Source organism: Alteromonas sp. 4NH20-0056 (assembly GCF_057539655.1).
On the sequence record NZ_BAAJLS010000005.1, the window covers coordinates 243675 to 261417 of the forward strand.

A 17743-nucleotide genomic window follows, 5' to 3' on the forward strand; every position below is an offset into this window, starting at 1 on the left:
ATAATTAGAATGACTACAGAATTTATTTTACCCGACATTGGTGAAGGTATTGTTGAATGTGAACTCCTTGAGTGGCTCGTTGCTGAGGGAGATACGATTGAGGAAGACCAACCTGTTGCCGAAGTAATGACAGATAAAGCGACGGTCCAAATTCCTGCGATGCATTCAGGCACGATCACCAAACTGCACTACGCGGTGGGTGATATCGCCAAAGTTCATGAGCCACTTTTTGTACTTCAGCGCAGTGACGAATCTAACACTGCAGCGATATCGGAAGACGTTGTGTCAGCAACACCGAATTCACAGCAAACGCAATACAGCGAAGCGGTTTCAATCACGCAAGCAAACACTGAAATTGACGATTTCATCCTGCCCGATATTGGTGAGGGTATTGTTGAGTGTGAAATTGTGAAATGGAACGTTGCTGAGGGTGACACCATACAAGAAGACCAAAGCGTCGTTGAAGTAATGACCGATAAAGCAGTTGTCGAAATTCCCGCTAAAAATGCAGGTGTCGTTCACAAGCTTTATTATAAACAGGGCGATATTGCTAAAGTACATGCTCCGTTATTTGCACTTGCGTTAGAAGGTGTCGAAACCGCCCAGACTAATGTAAAGCCTAAAGTACCAGAGCGTGGACAAAAAACGGCGGTTTCATCGCCAGAGTCGTCTTCTGCTGTGTCTGAGGTTGCTGCATCTAAGTGGCAAAACGGCAGTTTTGAACCGCCACTGGTTATTCCTGGGAAGGTATTAGCAAGTCCTGCGGTAAGACGTGTCGCTCGTGAAAATAATATCGACCTTAACCAGGTGTCAGGGAGCGGGAAAAAAGGAAGAATCTTAAAGCAAGACGTGATGTCGATTTCATCTTCAAAAGATACGAAACAAGAGGTAGTGTCTGCAAAGGCTGAAGCGTTGTCGAATAATATGGTTAACGCTGATAATAAGGCAGCTGTACGCGTCGAGAAAGTAAGAGGCATACAAGCGGCCATGGCCAAGCAAATGTCGGCATCGGTTTATACTATTCCGCATTTCACAGTCAGTGATGAAGTGCGTATGGATAACCTTATGGCACTTCGCGCTAAGCTTAAGCCGAGCTTTGAAGCCCAGGGGGTTAAGCTAAGCTTCATGCCGTTTTTTATCAAAGCAATGTCACTGGCACTTAATGCGTTCCCTAATATTAACGCGCAACTTAACGATGACGTCACCGAAATAAGTTACTTTTCTGACCACAATATCGGGTTTGCCGTAGACTCAAAAATTGGTTTATTGGTACCAAATATAAAACGAGTACAAACGCTTTCGCTGTTTGAAATTGCACAAAAAATGCAGGTAATCATCGATCAAGCGCGAGCGGGTAAGGTAAGCGGAGATGATTTAAAAGGTGGCACAATCAGTATCTCTAATATTGGTGCGATAGGTGGAATTACGGCAACACCGGTCATTAATAAACCCGAGGCCGCTATTGTTGCCTTGGGTAAAACGCAAAAGCTACCGCGTTTCAATGACAGTGGTGAAGTGGAGGCTCAGCATATCATGATGGCAAACTGGTCTGGTGATCATAGGCTGATTGATGGAGCGACCATGGTACGGTTTAACAACTTATGGATGAGTTACCTCATTGAACCAGAAAATATGTTGATGCACATGCGATAAGGGAAACCTTGGCAAGTTAGGGCGTGAAGCGTTATTATTTAACTACAAAATAAATAGCGCTTCACGCGATTCAACAATTGGAACTCTGTGCTTAGTTATCAACATGCATTTCATGCGGGCAATCATGCCGATGTCATCAAACATCTTACTTGGTTAGGTGTTATTCAATGCCTTAAGCGAAAGAATAAACCCTTTACCCTGTATGACACCCATAGCGGTGCAGGTGTCTATAACCTCAATGAAGACGAGGCCAGTAAAAACAAAGAATATGAAAGCGGCATAAGCAAATTAGCCGACGTATCTGCCCACTCACCATTGCTAGCGCATTATTTATCATTATGCACCTCCTATCATGCACATAACAGCTACCCCGGCTCGCCTGCGCTCAGCAGTGCAGAGCTTAGAGAGGGGGATACATTGCACGCGATGGAACTGCATCCAGCAGAATACGACAAGTTATCGTCATCAACAAAACGCATATCGTCACATGCCGTGCATTGTCATCACAGAGATGGGTACGAAGGGTTAAAGGCACTGACTCCCCCTAGACCAAATAGAGGCGCGGTATTGATAGACCCGCCTTACGAGCGTCTAGAAGAATATAACGACGTTACTAATGCGGTTTCCATGTTACTAAATCGATGGCAACAAGCGCATATTGTAATTTGGTATCCGTTATTGTCTGAACGGGCAGCAAAAAAATCGGGTGCCAGTGAGGCCATGGTGTCTCAACTTGCGGCATTGAACAGGCCCTGTTTTAGTGCTGAAGTGCGCGTTGAAGATAATACCCACGATGCCGGTATGTATGGTTCTGGTGTTTTAGTCATTAATCCACCTTGGCAATTGGACACCATGATTGAAACGGCGATTGACGAAGTGGTTGCTACGTTGGGTCAACATGTCACAAGCGAGATTGTTTGGCATAATGAAGACACCTAATCATGTCGCAACTTAATGCACTTAAACATTTCTATATACCTGATGAGCAATCTATCTACTTGTTGTCGCACGCAGATGCGAAAAAACTTAAAGATTGGGTTCATCTTTGTACCGAACAGCTTAAAGGTTTAGGGTATACCAATGTGGAGTTACTGGGGAAAGGCGCTTTCGGCTTTGCGTTTGCAGGTATTTCTCAGCAAGGCATAGAGCATGTATTTAAGTTCTCTCGTATCAACCTGCCTCAGCACGTACAAGACCGATTAGAAGAAGAAGCGTTTATGCTTTCTCATGTAGAGCATAAACACGTACCGGCCCTTATTGCTTATCAACAAGTCGGCAAGCAGTCCATCTTAGTGATGGAACGAGCCCCTGGAGAAGACCTAGAAAAAGTTAGTTTGAGATATGGTCCGCTGTCTCCAAGAATTATCGTCAAACTTGCCGTGCAACTAGGAGAATTACTCTTATCATTTCGTCAATTTAAACAAAATGATGAGCAAAAACCGCTAGTTCATGGTGATATTAAGCCATCCAATATTGTTTGGAATGAAAGTGAAGAGTTGATAGGCCTAATAGATTGGGGGTCGTCTGTTTTTGCGCAAACTGATGCTGATGGCCACTATGTCGGTAATAACGTAATGGATTTAATGTCTGGTGAACTTCATCAAACTAACGCAAGGTTGGGTGATGTCTATTTCATTGGGCATGATCAGCTTAACGGTGCGCTCTCGTCGCCCCGATTTGACGAACAAGGGCTAGCGAGCACGCTATATGCGTTAGCTTCTGGCCAATCTAGCCGTTACGGCCATAACGTCATTCGCCCGTCATCTCTGGGTTTACCTAAGATGTTGTCTAGCATTCTTACTTATATGTTAAGTGATGACGATAAACAACGCAGACAAGGCGGAGACTATTTTTTTAATCACCTGCATGTACTAAAAAATATGGTATTTACTGATGACGTAAACCCTTTAATTACGCCTTTTATACCCACGTGGGTAAGTAACGTAAACGCCGATATTGAGACCGTTGTTTACAGCTCTCGTAAGTCTTACTTGAGGCAGCAATCGGCACTTGAAGTCGACGCTTTACGTTACATAGATGATGCACAGTTTGACCGATATTATAAAAACTATCTTCAAGGAATGGGTGATACTGAGAAAGCATTTATATCAGCGATTAGCCGATTAGGGCGCTATCCCGTTGTTGGCGGTGTAGCGGTAAGATGGGAACCCGAAGGTATCTACGTTGACTCAAGTTTAAATTTGTATGATGAGACGCTCAAACAGGCGTTTGACCACGCGGTGAATAACGTTATCCATCTCGCCCGAGCAATACATAAGCCCGGGGTATTTAAGTGCTGTATGTTTAACGCAAAAAACACATTGCACATAGAGCGTGACAGTGAAGCCTCGCCGTTTATACCCACACAAGACTGCATTATTCCGTTTGAGTTATCCAAAGCGCCAATCATAAAGGATGAAACTCGCACGCATTCATATTTTGAAGATGGCGATGATCCCGATGAATTGCTAGAACTTCCAGATCAGATTATGGCTATTTTGACAAAATTAAATGCAATTCATCATACTGGATGTATTATATTTGAAGCATTACCAACACATTTAAAGGTACATAGTTACTACACGCTGCTTGATCATGAACAAGACAGTGCGTTTACCGCGCTTTTAGCGTCTCTAGTAGACAATATTCCCGCAATAAGCGGGATAGGTATATCGGGTTTCATGAAACTGCCGTACAAAGATACCCGCTTCTTTGAACATCGCGCGCAGTTACCTGAGAAGTACTATCCACGAAACCCCAAAGCAGAAATAGAGAATAATAATCATGTCTGATGATGTACAACTCACATCACTATTTGAACTAGAAACGATTGAGTCTGAACTTTACCGAGGCCAAAGCTGGGATTTGGGCTTTAGAGCATTGTTCGGCGGTCAAGTGCTTGGGCAAGCCTTAGCTGCTGCTTATGAAACCGTAGACGCCGATAGAGTAGCGCATTCATTTCATACTTATTTCTTACTGCCTGGAGACGCGAAAAAACCCGTCGTCTATGATGTAGAGCGCGTAAGAGATGGAAGAAGTTTTTCTGCTAGAAGGGTGAAAGCGATTCAAGGTGGAAAAAATATTTTCTATATGACAGCTTCATTTCAGGTACCCCAAGAAGGAATGCATCATCAACAGGCCGATATGCCGGTTGTGCCTCCTCCTGAAGAGGTTCAGTCTGATATCGAGTTTTATGAAGCAAACTTTAATAAAATCGCACAACCTATGCGAGAGGCGTTGAGTTATCATAAGCCGGTTGATATAAGAACCGTCGAGGCAGCAAACTCCTATCAACCGGTTAAAAGGCCGCCCACCCGGTATATATGGATGCGTGCCAGAGACAATCTCACATCATCGCTAGCGATGCATCAAGCCGCGCTGGCCTATGCATCTGACTACCACTTTTTGAGTACCTCGCTTCAGCCACACGGTATTGCGGTTACGGACAAATCACTTCGTATCGCCACTATCGATCACGCCATGTGGTTTCACCGCCCGGTTAACTTTAACGAATGGTTGTTATATGCGATGGAAAGCCCGTTTAGCGGAGGCGCTAGGGGCATAGTGAAAGGACAAATCTTTACTCAAGATGGTGAACTTATCGCGTCAACCATGCAAGAAGGCCTAATGCGGCAAGTAAGCGAATAAAAAAGGAATTGCATTATGAAATATACATTAGGGCCATTGAGCCCAAACATTGATGTTACTAGTTACATCGCGCCCGGTGCCCATGTTATTGGGAATGTTAAACTGGCGGCTCACTCTAGTGTCTGGTTCAATGCTGTGGTACGAGGCGATATGGACTGTATCACTATTGGGCCTTCTACCAATATTCAAGACGGCAGTGTTCTGCACACAGACAAAGGTGTTCCGCTGACGTTAGGCGAGGGGGTAACAGTGGGCCATAAAGTCATGTTACATGGCTGTACGATCGGCGATTATTCGTTAGTAGGCATTAATGCTGTGGTACTTAACGGTGCCCAAGTGGGTAAATACTGTATCATTGGGGCAAATGCACTTATTACCGAGAATATGGTTATTCCGGATTACAGCCTAGTGGTCGGCTCGCCAGGTAAAGTCGTGAAAACACTTGCGCCCGAGGACGTTGAAAGCAAACTAAAAGCATCCGCAACGCACTATAAACAAAATGCTGCGCACTACAAAAACGAATTGCAAGAAGCATAATATTACCGGTCGCTAATTAAGCGAGCCCAGCGTACCCCAAAATAAAAAATGCCCAGAACAAACGTTCCGGGCCTAGGGGAATGGCTCATTAATGAGCCGTGCGCTAACTCTTACAAGGGAGAATTTCATCTAAACAAATCTGTCTAGTAATCTCAGTATAGTCCACACTTGTTTATTTTATAAACATTTTTTTGTGAAAGTTATGTTGCAGACTAAAAGTGCACTGTCGTTTCGCTAAACGTTACGAAAAATCAACAGGTTGTAATATTCTCCCCTCTTAAAATATTTTATCAACGCTTCGTTCTGGAAGAAATCTTTTTTGATTAAATCCTGCATGAATGCGTTGCCGCAACAGTATTCATTGTATTTATACTCACAACAGGCGGTTGTTTCCTCGGCGCATCGCTGTGAAAATGACAATAACCTATTAAACAATGGACTTATCATGAAATCGCTATCTACATTCTTACCTCCCGAGCGTACCTTAATGGGGCCGGGTCCCTCTGATGTTAGTCCTCGCGTGCTTAACGCGATTGCTCGCCCAACACTTGGACATCTCGATCCGCTATTTATAGAGCTAATGGATGAGACAAAAGCACTACTGCAATACGCTTTTAAAACGGAGAATGCACTTACCATGCCTATCTCAGCGCCAGGCTCGGCGGGGATGGAAGCATGCTTTGTAAACCTAATTGAGCCAGGCGATAAAGTGCTTGTCTGTATCAATGGCGTGTTCGGCAACCGTATGCTGGAAAATGTGGAGCGCTGTGGCGGAATTCCTATCACCATAAACAATGAATGGGGTAAGCAAACCGACCTAAACGCAGTAGAAGACGCCCTTAAAAAAAATAGTGATATAAAAGTCGTAGCATTTGTTCATGCTGAAACCTCCACCGGTGTAAGAAATGACGCTAAACGATTATGCGAGCTTGCCCAACAATACGATTGTCTTACTATTGTCGATGCAGTTACTTCATTAGGCGGCATCGAGCTGTGTGTTGATGAGTGGGGCATAGATGCAATTTATTCTGGGTCGCAAAAGTGTTTAAGCTGCGTGCCAGGCATCTCACCAGTCTCATTTAGTGAAAAAGCAGTAAATGTTATCCAAAACCGGAAGACTAAAGTTCAAAGCTGGTTTTTAGATATGAACCTAATTGTAGGTTATTGGGGCAAAGGTGCGAAACGCGCTTACCATCATACCGCTCCGGTAAATAGTATGTATGCGATGTATGAGTCTTTACTTATGTTACGTGAAGAAGGACTTGAAAAAGCATGGGCTCGACATGCTAAAGGCCATGAAAGTTTAGCCAAAGGACTTGAATCACTGGGGCTCGAACTTACGGTAGATAAATCCTTCCGCCTTCCTCAGCTTAATGTAGTAAAAATTCCCGAAGGTGTGAACGATGCAGAAGTAAGGACGACGCTGCTGCATGACTACAACTTAGAAATAGGTGCTGGGTTAGGTGAGCATGCTGGGAAAGTATGGCGAATTGGGTTGATGGGGTATGCGTGCAAGCCTCGTAATATCGACCACTGTCTCGCATCATTAAAAGCCGTGCTGGCGTAACGTATTTTTAAACAAATGCTGAATAAAAATGAGCTAATACGGCTCATTTTTTGTTTAAACGCGTTTAAATGGTTATTTGGCGTTTAATTGTGTGGCGCACGGCGGCCATGCTTTAGCATAGAGGCAGAAGAACAGTAGTTGTTTTGTTCATACTTTATTCATACGCGTAACGTTAAGCTACACTGATTAAAATTTGTAAAGGAAGTTATTATGCGCTCAACGTTTTTATCACTTATCTCATTATTACTTGTCATTACGATGGCGAGTTTTCCTGCATTATCACAGCAAAGCAGCCACATTAATGTTCAAGGCGTGGGTGCTGTTTCGGTGGTGCCTAATGCGTACTCAGTTACCTTCGTTGTAGAGCAACATGGTGCGACGGTAAGTAAATTAAATACGGCACTGCAGAGCGACCTGCACAATGTTGTCAGCTTTCTCTTAGATCAAGGGCTAGCGGAAAACGATATTCAGTCTATGCAAGTAAGGTTATCTCCGCGCTACATCAATACGCCAGAGGGGCGCAAGCAACAAGGGTTTTCCTTAAGTCGTGAGATTGTCATTACCGACAAAAATATTGATAACTATGATCACATATTAGATGGCGTACTAAAAAGAGGTGTCGAAAGAATACAGCAGTTCTCGTTTATAAACATTTCCAATACGGATAGTTATGAGCAAGCGCTGGTTTTAGCTGTCAAGAATGCTAAGCAACGTGCACACATTCTTGCTAAAGAATTAGGCGTTGAAATTGGCGAAGTAGTTGCAATATCTGAATCTGGTGGCAATATGCCGATTCCGGTTATGCGAGCAGAGGCCTTTTCAAAGGATATATCGATGTCTTTACCTGGTACAGAAACGGTAGAAGCTCGTGTAAATGTAAGTTTTAACATCAAACAATAGTAAGGCAATCGCTTGAAAGAACAACTGTATGCTCGACTGGCGGCACAGGCTGATAGCCTGATGTCCGGTGAGCATGACTTAATTGCGAATATGGCAAATGTAAGTGCACTGCTGTTTAACCACCTCGACGAGGTCAATTGGGCAGGGTTTTACTTGTTCAAGGAAGAACAGCTGGTTCTTGGTCCTTTCCAGGGACAACCTGCATGTATTCGTATCCCCATGGGGAAAGGGGTATGTGGCACTGCTGCTGCCGAAAGAACAGTCCAACGCATCGCTGATGTTCATGCGTTTGATGGCCACATTGCCTGTGATGCGGCTTCTAATTCAGAGATTGTGATCCCTATTATTGTCAATGGCGATTTAGTGGGCGTTTTAGATATCGACAGCCCCGTTTTTTCTCGTTTCGATGAGGAAGATGAAAAAGGACTTACCGCCATTGCTAATTTATTGGTAAAATCACAAACGACATCATGAAATCAAACGTAGATATTCATGTCGTACTTTCTACTTTCGAAGATATGGAAGACTTCCATGACGATCCGGATGAGGCTTCTGAGCGTTTAAATTTTATTTTACACGCAATATATGACGCCGCTGATGAAGATATAGAAACGTCACGCCTTGAACAAATATTACACCACGCTTGGGAATCTTGGCAGCAAGACGCTCATTTATTAGAAATAGAGGACGATGAATTACTCGATTGGGTTGACCACGCGCTGGCAACTTGGGATGATGAGAGTAACGAAGAATCTCCTGAATAATTTAGAAAGTTAAATGGAATCACCAGAGAAGTTTACTAATAGTAAGGAAGTGATAGCTTTCCTTGCAGAAACGTTCCCGAAATGCTTTAGCATTGAAGGCGAAGCCCGCCCGCTTAAGATAGGCATATTTCAAGACCTTGCCGAAAGGCTTGATAACGACGAACGCGTAAGCAAAACGTTGTTAAGGTCTACTTTACGCCATTACACCAACAGTTGGCGTTATCTCTACAGTGTTAAAGAAGGCGCTAAACGCGTTGATTTAGACGGTGTAGAAGGCGATGCAATTGAAAAAGACCACGCGGACCACGCTCAAGCTCAGTTAGATGAGAGCAAGGCAAAAGCGGCAGAGAAGCGTAAGGCGAAGCAAGCGCTTCAGCCCAAACGCAAGGAAAAACGCCAATTTCAGCGTCCAAAAGGCGAAAAGTCTACTCAATCGGCACCTTCTTCTAGTAAGCAGGGAACTAAACCGAAAACAGAGAGACCAAATAAGACACCACCTGAAAAGTTGACCGATGCAGATCTTAAGCAAGGCACCCTAGTAACAGTTAAGTTAGGCAAAGCGCCAATGCCAGCTGTTATTACCGAAGTTGCTAAAGACGGTATCCATGTTCAAGTAGACTCAGGTATGGTGGTAAAAGTACAAGCTGACGCTTTACGTTTGGCACGCTCCAAGAGGTCGTAAATATATGAAAGACATCCTTCGAATTTCAATCGCTAGTGCATTTCTTACTGTAGGGGTCGGCGCTAGCGCCGTTACAACAACCCCTGACGTAGAGTCACTTCCAATTCTTCAACAAGAATCACAACACAGTGTTGCTGCAAAGCGAGTTAGTGCACTCTTTACCCGAGCGCATTATCAAGAAATTTCGTTGGACGATGTACTTTCTGCCCGCATTTATCAACGTTTCATCGAATCATTGGACCACAACAAGCAGGTGATGTTGTTGTCTGATATCGTTTCGTTTGAACCTTATCGAACGCAGTTTGATGAAGCGTTGCGTAAGGGTAACCTGTCTATTGCATACGATATGTATAATGTTAGTGCACAGCGCCGCATTGAACGTTACGAGTTTGCGTTGGCGCTGTTAGACAAAGGGCCGTTTAATTTTGAAAAGGCTGATGACAAGTTTTTCTATGAGCGTGAAGACGCTGATTGGCCTCAGACCACCGCTGAGCTAGACGAAATCTGGCGCCAACGTGTCAAGTATGATGCACTCAACTTAGTGCTTGCTGATAAGACATGGGAAGAAGCAAAAGAGCTGTTGGAAAAACGGTATACCAGAGCCATAAAACGTACAAAGCAAACCAAGAGCGAAGATGTTTTCCAAACCGCGATGAACGCCTTTGCGCGAACTATTGAGGCACATACCAGCTACCTTTCTCCTCGTAATGCAGATCGTTTTCAAATGGAGATGAACCTTTCATTTGAAGGTATCGGCGCGGTATTACAAAGCGAAGATGATTACACCGTCATTAAGAGTGTGGTGCCAGGCGGTCCTGCTGATGAGTCTGGGGCAATAAAGCCTGAAGACAAAATTGTGGGCGTTGCGCAAGACGATGAAGAGTTTGTTGATGTCATAGGCTGGCGCTTAGACGAAGTTGTTGAATTAATCAAAGGCCCTAAAGGCAGTACCGTTAGACTTCAGGTAGAGAAAGGCGTTACCGACGCTAAATCTACTTCTATCGTGAGCTTAACGCGAGACAAAATTAAGTTAGAAGACCGAGCTGCGCAGTCAAAAGTGTATACCCCTGAATCGGGTCCACACGCTGAACAGCCATTAGGCGTAATTACAATACCTAGTTTTTACAATAATCTTCATGCCGATGTCGCGAAAGAAATTGATAGCCTAAAAGCGCAAAACGTTAAAGGCATAATTGTTGACCTTAGAGGCAATGGTGGTGGTTCGTTAACAGAAGCGACATTATTAACGGGATTATTCATCGAAAAAGGCCCCGTGGTACAAATTCGGTACGGTCAAAGCAAAATCAGCGTAAACCGTGATACTGACGGAAGCGTCGCTTACGACGGTCCATTAACGGTGCTAGTTGACAGATACAGCGCGTCAGCGTCAGAAATCTTCGCTGCTGCTATGCAAGATTATAACCGCGCGTTGATTGTTGGTGAGCAGACCTTTGGAAAAGGCACGGTTCAACAGCATAGAGGTTTAGGTAAAATATACGACCTTTATGATAACCCATTGGGCAGTGTGCAATTTACTATCGCAAAATTCTATCGTATTGATGGCGGCAGTACACAACATAAAGGTGTTGTACCTGATATTTTGTACCCATCTGCAGTTGAACCCGCAGAGTGGGGTGAGAGTCAGGCAGAAAATGCCTTACCGTGGGACAGTATAAATCGTGCTAATTACACGACCTTTGCTGATGGCACGGCTGCGCTTGATGTTCTTACGGCAAAACATAATAAGCGTATTTTGCAAAACCCCGAGTTTTCATACATTTATGAAGACATTGACGAATACAAAAAGAACAAAGATAAAGAATTTATATCGCTTGTGAAATCTGAAAGGGAAGCCGAGAAAGCTGAAGCTGAAGCGAAATCGTTGGCGCGTGCTAACGAACGTTTACAGCGCATGGGAATGGATGTTGTCGCATCACTGGATGATCTACCCGAAGATATGGAAGAATTAGACCCGTTTCTTGATGAAGCAGCGAATATTACGTTCGACATGATTGAAACCGGTCGATACGCGATAACGACAGATTAAAGTCAGTCTATGAAGGGCTGGTCTTTGGCCAGCCCTTTTTTTGTGTCTGGCTATCCAATACAACAATAATAAAGGGAAATAACATGGCTATCAGAGGCGAGTTTTCCTCTCGTATAGGATTTGTACTAGCCGCCGCAGGCTCTGCAGTAGGGCTTGGTAACATTTGGGGCTTTCCAACTAAAGTAGCGAGTAACGGAGGCGCAGCGTTCGTTCTTGTTTACCTTTTACTCGCTTTTGTTCTCGCATACCCCGTTTTAATGGCCGAGTTAATCATCGGCCGACATTCTCGTTCGAATATGGTTGATGCGTTGGGCCGTATATCAGGTAATTTCGTTGGTCGTGCAGTCGGTTTATGGGGATGCGTTACGGTCTCTCTTATTTTAGCATTCTACGCCATTGTTGGTGGTTGGATGTTAGTGTATTTCGCAGATGCTGCTGTAAACCTCCTGGGAATGCAGTCAGCGAGCGATTGGTTATTAACCTCATCGGTTACGCGTAACATTATTTTTTGTTTCTTTTTCATGGCGTTAACAGCATTCATTGTGGTTGGTGGTGTAAAGTCTGGTATTGAAAAATGGTCTGTTCGACTTATGCCAACATTAGTGCTGCTGATTATCGCGCTGATTATCTATGTCAGTATGCAGCCTGGCGCGAGTGAAGGGTGGAGTGCCTATCTTGTTCCTGACTTTACGCGGGTACTTGATCCGGAACTACTCGTTAATGCAATGGGCCAAGCGTTTTTCTCTATGTCGCTAGGTGTGGGAACGATGCTTGTGTATGGTTCATACCTTAGTAAAAACGAAAACCTTCCTACTATCGGTGCTTCTGTCGCGCTTGTAGATATAGGCGTTGCGGTTATTGCAGGTATGCTTATTATTCCGGCGATGTATGTTGCATTGAACAATGGCGTAGAAATTTTTACCCCAGAAGGTGCGCTCATTCAGGGTGATTCTTTAATATTTAAAGTGCTTCCAGCGCTTTTTGAAACTATAGGCAGTGTTGGCGTTTTTGTTGCGTTTACGTTTTTTGCACTTATGGCGATTGCTGCGGTAACGTCATCTATCTCGATGCTTGAGGTGCCCGTTGCGTTTATGGTTGAAAGCAAAGGGCTAAAGCGCGACAAAGCGGTACTTTTAATGGCCGCGATTATTTTTGGGTTAAGCTGCGTTATTATCACAAACTTTGATTTATTGTTTGGCTTTGTTATCGCCCTCACTACCGAATATAGTCAGCCATTGCTTGGGCTTGTGCTGTGTATTTTTGCAGGCTGGGTGTGGCGTAGAGACTCCATCTTAACCGAGCTCAAACAAGGCAATGAAGGTGCAGAACACGGGTTGTTTTGGAAAATATGGCCATGGTATGTGAAATTCGTGTGCCCCGTAATCATTGCACTTATGTTTTATCGCTCAGTTTTTTAACGTTTAGGTTTTTAAAATAATAATAATGACAAAAGAATTACGAACGCCCTCACTGATAGATGCGCTTATACCTATTGTTTCCCTAATTGTAATGATGGGCGGCGCAGTATACTTATTCGATGATAATTCGTCATACGGTCCTAATCAAATCGCGCTGTTATTAGCAATGGGACTCGCAGCCATTATTGGAATGAAGAACGGGTTCAGCTGGAAAACTATTGAGAAGGGCATTGTCGACGGTATTTCCATGTCGTTAGGCGCCTGTCTTATTTTACTTGCAGTCGGGTCGCTTATTGGTACGTGGATGTTGGCGGGAACCGTTCCCACACTGATATATTACGGCTTAGAGTTACTCAATCCATCTTTCTTCTATGCGGCTACTTGCGTTATTTGTGCGGTCGTCGCGATGAGCATCGGAAGTTCATGGACAACGGCCGCAACGGTTGGTGTTGCGTTAATGGGCGTGTCAGCTGGAATGGAAATGTCAGCGGCAATAACGGCGGGTGCCGTGGTATCAGGCGCGTATTTTGGCGACAAAATCTCTCCGCTTTCTGAAACCACCAATTTAGCGCCTGCCGTAGCAGGAACTGATTTATTCGATCACATTCGATATATGCTGTGGACCACAATACCAAGTTTCATTATTGCTCTCGTATTATTTGTTATTTTAGGGTTTAGTGAAGTGGGAGAGGCTAAAGCTGATCGCATTGAACAAATGCAATCGTTGCTTGACACATCATTTAACCTTGGCTGGCATCTTCTTATTCCTCTTGTTGTGTTATTAACACTTGCCATCAAAAAGATGCCTGCATTTCCTGCCGTTTTCATCGGTGCGCTACTCGGTGGTGTTTGGGCAGTATTGTTCCAATGGGACGTGGTGTCATCACTTGCGTCAACGCAAGACAGTGAGAACATTGGTGTGTTAAAGGTGGTATGGACAGCACTTTTTGATGGGGTCAGTTTTTCTACACCAGACGAAACACTCAATAGCCTGCTTTCTAGAGGCGGTATGTCCTCGATGCTTAATACAATATGGTTAATTATCTGTGCGATGTCTTTTGGTGCGGTTCTTGACCGAGTTGGTTTGTTAAAACGCGCAGTGTCTGCCATATTGCTAGGAGCGAAGTCTGCAGGTGATATGGTGAGTAGAACCATACTTACGTGTATTGGTACCAATTTGGTCACAGCGGACCAGTACATTTCAATTGTGATGCCGGGAAGAATGTTTAAAGAAGAGTTTAAAAAGCGTAATTTACACCAATTAAACCTTTCTCGTAGTTTAGAAGATGGCGGTACGCTTACCTCGCCATTAATTCCTTGGAACACCTGTGGTGCTTACATGCATGGTGTGTTGCTAGTGAATCCATTTGATTATATTTTCTATGCATTTTTCAATGTAATCAATCCAATCCTCGCCGTTATCTATGCATACTTTGGCATAAAGATACTTCGTCTTACTCCACCTGAGGTGGTGTTACCGAAAGAAGAACGCCAATAGGTAGCGCATAGGTTTTCTCTTAGGAGTGACTATGTCATCAGTTCAAATTAAGCGCAGGGCGGATTATCAGCCCCCTGCGTTCACCATTAAAACCGTCAACCTGATTGTTACACTTCACCCAACTGCTACACGTGTTGTCAGCCGGTTAGAAATAGAAAGGCAGGGTGAACATACCCAACCATTAATGTTAGACGGGCATAAACTTACCCTTACAGCGCTATCAATAGATGATGATGCTTATGACGATTATCATGTAACCGAAGATACATTAACGGTTAATACCGAACTATCAAGGTTTGTTCTAGAGACAGAATGCATGATAGACCCTCAAAATAATAAAGCATTAGAGGGGCTTTATCTTGCAAATAACGCTTACTGCACACAGTGTGAAGCGGAAGGTTTTCGTCGTATTACTTACTTTTTAGATAGGCCAGATGTACTTTCGGTGTATACCGTCAAAGTTATCGGTAACGATACCACGCCAATGTTGTTATCCAATGGTAATCCCATCGAAAAGGGTACAAGTTCAGACGGCAGCCCCTTTATTGTATGGCACGATCCTCATCCAAAGCCTTGCTATTTATTTGCCTTAGTAGCCGGTGATTTCGACCTCATCACAGACACTTACACTACTGCCAGTAAAAAGTCCGTCGCGTTAGAGTTATATGTTGATAAGGGCAAAACGCAACAAGGTGTCTTTGCCTTATCATCGTTAAAACGTGCGATGAAATGGGACGAAGACGTTTTTGGATTAGAGTATGATTTAGACATTTATATGATTGTTGCGGTTGACTTTTTCAACATGGGAGCAATGGAAAATAAAGGGCTAAATGTGTTTAACTCAAAGTTTGTTCTGGCCGAACAAGCGTCCGCGACAGATGATGACTTCTTTAACGTAGAAGCGGTGATTGCACATGAGTATTTTCATAATTGGACAGGGAACCGTGTAACATGCCGTGACTGGTTTCAGTTAAGTTTGAAGGAGGGCCTTACCGTATTCAGGGATCAGCAGTTTAGTGCTGATATGACATCAGAACTTAGTAATCGTATAAAACACGTTAGGGTTATGCGTGAACATCAATTTGCTGAAGATGCTAGCGCAATGAGTCATCCTATAAGGCCTGATGAAGTTATTGAAATGAATAATTTCTATACCGTCACCGTTTACGACAAAGGTGCTGAAGTTATACGCATGCTACATACCCTGATGGGGCCGAAGAAGTTCAGGCAGGGTATGGATGAATATTTTAAACGGCACGATGGGCAAGCTGTTACGTGTGACGACTTCGTCTCGGCAATGCAATCAGCAACTCCCTTAGACCTTACACATTTTTCTCGTTGGTACAGTCAATCTGGTACACCGGTTATTACCGTCAGTCATCGTCTCGACACGGAAAAATCGGATTATGTGCATGTTTTTCAAATTAGTCAGAACACACCTTCAACCGCCGATCAGAAAGAAAAAAAAGCGCTTTATATCCCCATTGCGATTGAGTTGATTGACCAGGAAGGCACTCACTATGATGACGATGACGGTTTAATTAAAAATGGTGTTCTGATACTCGACAGTAGTGAACAAACAATAACGGTCACGTCCAAACAGAAGCATCTTATCCCCGTTGTTTTAGGTAATTTTTCTGCACCTGTAAAGGTCGAAAACGCGCAATCTACGGTAGATCTTTTGACTATTTTTACCCACGCTAACGATGCGTTTAGTCGTTGGGATGCGCTGCAAACTCTTTATGACCGGTGTATTGGTGCTTTTGAGCAGGATAATCATGCTGTCATTGATGACGACATCTGGGCGGGGCTTAGCGCCGCTATCATGGACAATGCGGAGAATCACGAATTACTAGGCGAGTGTTTGGTTATCCCATCGTTCGAGACGCTATGTCAGTCACGACGTGATATTGATGTGCAAGCGCTAGCGGCGGCCCGTGAAACCTTTTGTAATGCGTTTGCTTTGCGTTTAGAGGGCGCATTAGCACATGTTTACAATGGCATAAAAACGCGTGCCTATGTGTACCAACAAGCAGACGTAAATGCACGTCGCTGCAAAAATGTAGTGTTAGCCCATCTATCTCGACTACCGGCATTTGCATCAGCTGCCAAAGCGCAGTTTGCGTCTGCAGACAATATGACGGATACCCTCGGCGCATTGCGAGCTGCGCAACATTGTCCAGATAATACGTTTGCTGCGCTAATGGAACAATTCGAAGACGCATGGAAGCACGACGGGCTTGTTTTAGACAAATGGTTTGCGCTTCATGCAACACAGCCTGAGGACGACATCCTACCCACCATCACGATGCTCAGTGAGCACCCTCAATTTAGCGACGATAACCCTAATCGTGTGCGCTCATTGATAGGTAGTTTCGCTTTTTACAACAGTGAACGGTTTCATGCAGAGGATGGCAGCGGTTATAAATTTGTGACCGACTACTTAATAAAGCTCGATGCAATAAACCCCCAAGTTGCTGCACGTATCGTCACGCCGCTTACGCAATGGCATCAGTTTAGTAAAAAGCACAGTGAACAAATGAAAACACAGCTTAGCCGTTTGTTAAATCATAAGGGGTTGAGTAAAGACGTATTTGAAAAAGTAAGCAAAAGTCTTGCTTATGACGCTAGTGCATAACCCTGATATTATTTATTTTTTTAGTATAAATGTGCCTTACACTGAGTGTGAGGCACTGTATTCAGGTGCCATACCAAATGTGGTGATGCTGGCAGAGAATGGAATCCGTGTTCAAGTGCCGGCTAACAGATTGAGACAATTTGTTAACAGGGAAGGCGTAAAAGGCCGGTTTCGAATGGTAGTCGATGCTAAGCACAAAATTAAATCGTTTGAGCGTATATCATAAGATCTTTCAATCTTTTTTGGTTTTCTTTGCACCAAAAACAAGCAATTACGTTAATTTTTATACAAATAAACTTATATCCCGCATAAACACATTTTATAGTGGTTACAAAACAATAACTATTTGATACAACTAATGTTGTAAATATTGTTAACTGGTAGGATTAGT

Annotated in this window: 15 protein-coding genes; all 15 read left to right on the top strand. The window is 43.8% G+C overall.

Annotation, left to right across the window (positions count from 1 at the left end):
* Positions 1-9 precede the first annotated feature (9 nt).
* Positions 10-1653, top strand: a complete 1644-nt coding sequence (locus AC27EZ_RS11540; protein ID WP_487135451.1) for a dihydrolipoyllysine-residue acetyltransferase — start codon at positions 10-12, stop codon at positions 1651-1653.
* Between the two features lie 87 nt (positions 1654-1740).
* Positions 1741-2592: a 23S rRNA (adenine(2030)-N(6))-methyltransferase RlmJ gene (locus AC27EZ_RS11545; protein ID WP_487135452.1), complete on the top strand. Its 852-nt coding sequence runs from the start codon at positions 1741-1743 to the stop codon at positions 2590-2592.
* Positions 2593-2594: 2 nt separating this feature from the next.
* The gene (locus tag AC27EZ_RS11550; RefSeq protein ID WP_487135453.1) at positions 2595-4445 is read left to right on the top strand and encodes a protein kinase domain-containing protein; all 1851 of its coding nucleotides are present in this window, start codon (positions 2595-2597) and stop codon (positions 4443-4445) included.
* Positions 4438-5301: an acyl-CoA thioesterase II gene (gene tesB, locus AC27EZ_RS11555; protein ID WP_487135454.1), complete on the top strand. Its 864-nt coding sequence runs from the start codon at positions 4438-4440 to the stop codon at positions 5299-5301. The genes AC27EZ_RS11550 and tesB overlap by 8 nt, the downstream gene beginning before the upstream one ends.
* A 15-nt stretch (positions 5302-5316) precedes the next feature.
* Complete coding sequence (locus tag AC27EZ_RS11560) at positions 5317-5838, top strand: gamma carbonic anhydrase family protein (protein WP_487135455.1); 522 nt, start codon at positions 5317-5319, stop codon at positions 5836-5838.
* 445 nt (positions 5839-6283) lie between these two features.
* On the top strand, positions 6284-7405 hold the full coding sequence (locus AC27EZ_RS11565; RefSeq protein ID WP_487135456.1) for a pyridoxal-phosphate-dependent aminotransferase family protein: 1122 nt from the start codon (positions 6284-6286) through the stop codon (positions 7403-7405).
* A gap of 210 nt (positions 7406-7615) precedes the next feature.
* Positions 7616-8305, top strand: coding sequence for an SIMPL domain-containing protein (locus AC27EZ_RS11570; protein ID WP_487135457.1), 690 nt, complete (start codon positions 7616-7618; stop codon positions 8303-8305).
* Positions 8306-8317: 12 nt separating this feature from the next.
* Positions 8318-8779, top strand: a complete 462-nt coding sequence (locus AC27EZ_RS11575; protein WP_487135458.1) for a GAF domain-containing protein — start codon at positions 8318-8320, stop codon at positions 8777-8779.
* On the top strand, positions 8776-9069 hold the full coding sequence (locus AC27EZ_RS11580) for a hypothetical protein (protein ID WP_487135459.1): 294 nt from the start codon (positions 8776-8778) through the stop codon (positions 9067-9069). Before AC27EZ_RS11575 ends, AC27EZ_RS11580 begins: the two co-directional genes overlap by 4 nt.
* A 13-nt stretch (positions 9070-9082) precedes the next feature.
* Entirely contained in the window at positions 9083-9751 is a 669-nt protein-coding gene (gene proQ / locus AC27EZ_RS11585) for an RNA chaperone ProQ (RefSeq protein ID WP_487135460.1), read from the top strand.
* 4 nt (positions 9752-9755) lie between these two features.
* On the top strand, positions 9756-11798 hold the full coding sequence (gene prc, locus AC27EZ_RS11590; protein WP_487135461.1) for a carboxy terminal-processing peptidase: 2043 nt from the start codon (positions 9756-9758) through the stop codon (positions 11796-11798).
* A gap of 83 nt (positions 11799-11881) precedes the next feature.
* Positions 11882-13216 (top strand): sodium-dependent transporter, encoded by a 1335-nt coding sequence (locus AC27EZ_RS11595; protein WP_487135462.1) that lies wholly within the window; start codon positions 11882-11884, stop codon positions 13214-13216.
* A gap of 25 nt (positions 13217-13241) precedes the next feature.
* Positions 13242-14714: a Na+/H+ antiporter NhaC gene (gene nhaC, locus AC27EZ_RS11600; RefSeq protein WP_487135463.1), complete on the top strand. Its 1473-nt coding sequence runs from the start codon at positions 13242-13244 to the stop codon at positions 14712-14714.
* Positions 14715-14745: 31 nt separating this feature from the next.
* A complete protein-coding gene (gene pepN, locus AC27EZ_RS11605) occupies positions 14746-17352 on the top strand; it encodes an aminopeptidase N (protein ID WP_487135464.1) in 2607 nt (868 codons plus the stop codon).
* Positions 17336-17578, top strand: coding sequence for a DUF2835 family protein (locus tag AC27EZ_RS11610; protein WP_487135465.1), 243 nt, complete (start codon positions 17336-17338; stop codon positions 17576-17578). Before pepN ends, AC27EZ_RS11610 begins: the two co-directional genes overlap by 17 nt.
* Positions 17579-17743: the final 165 nt, after the last annotated feature.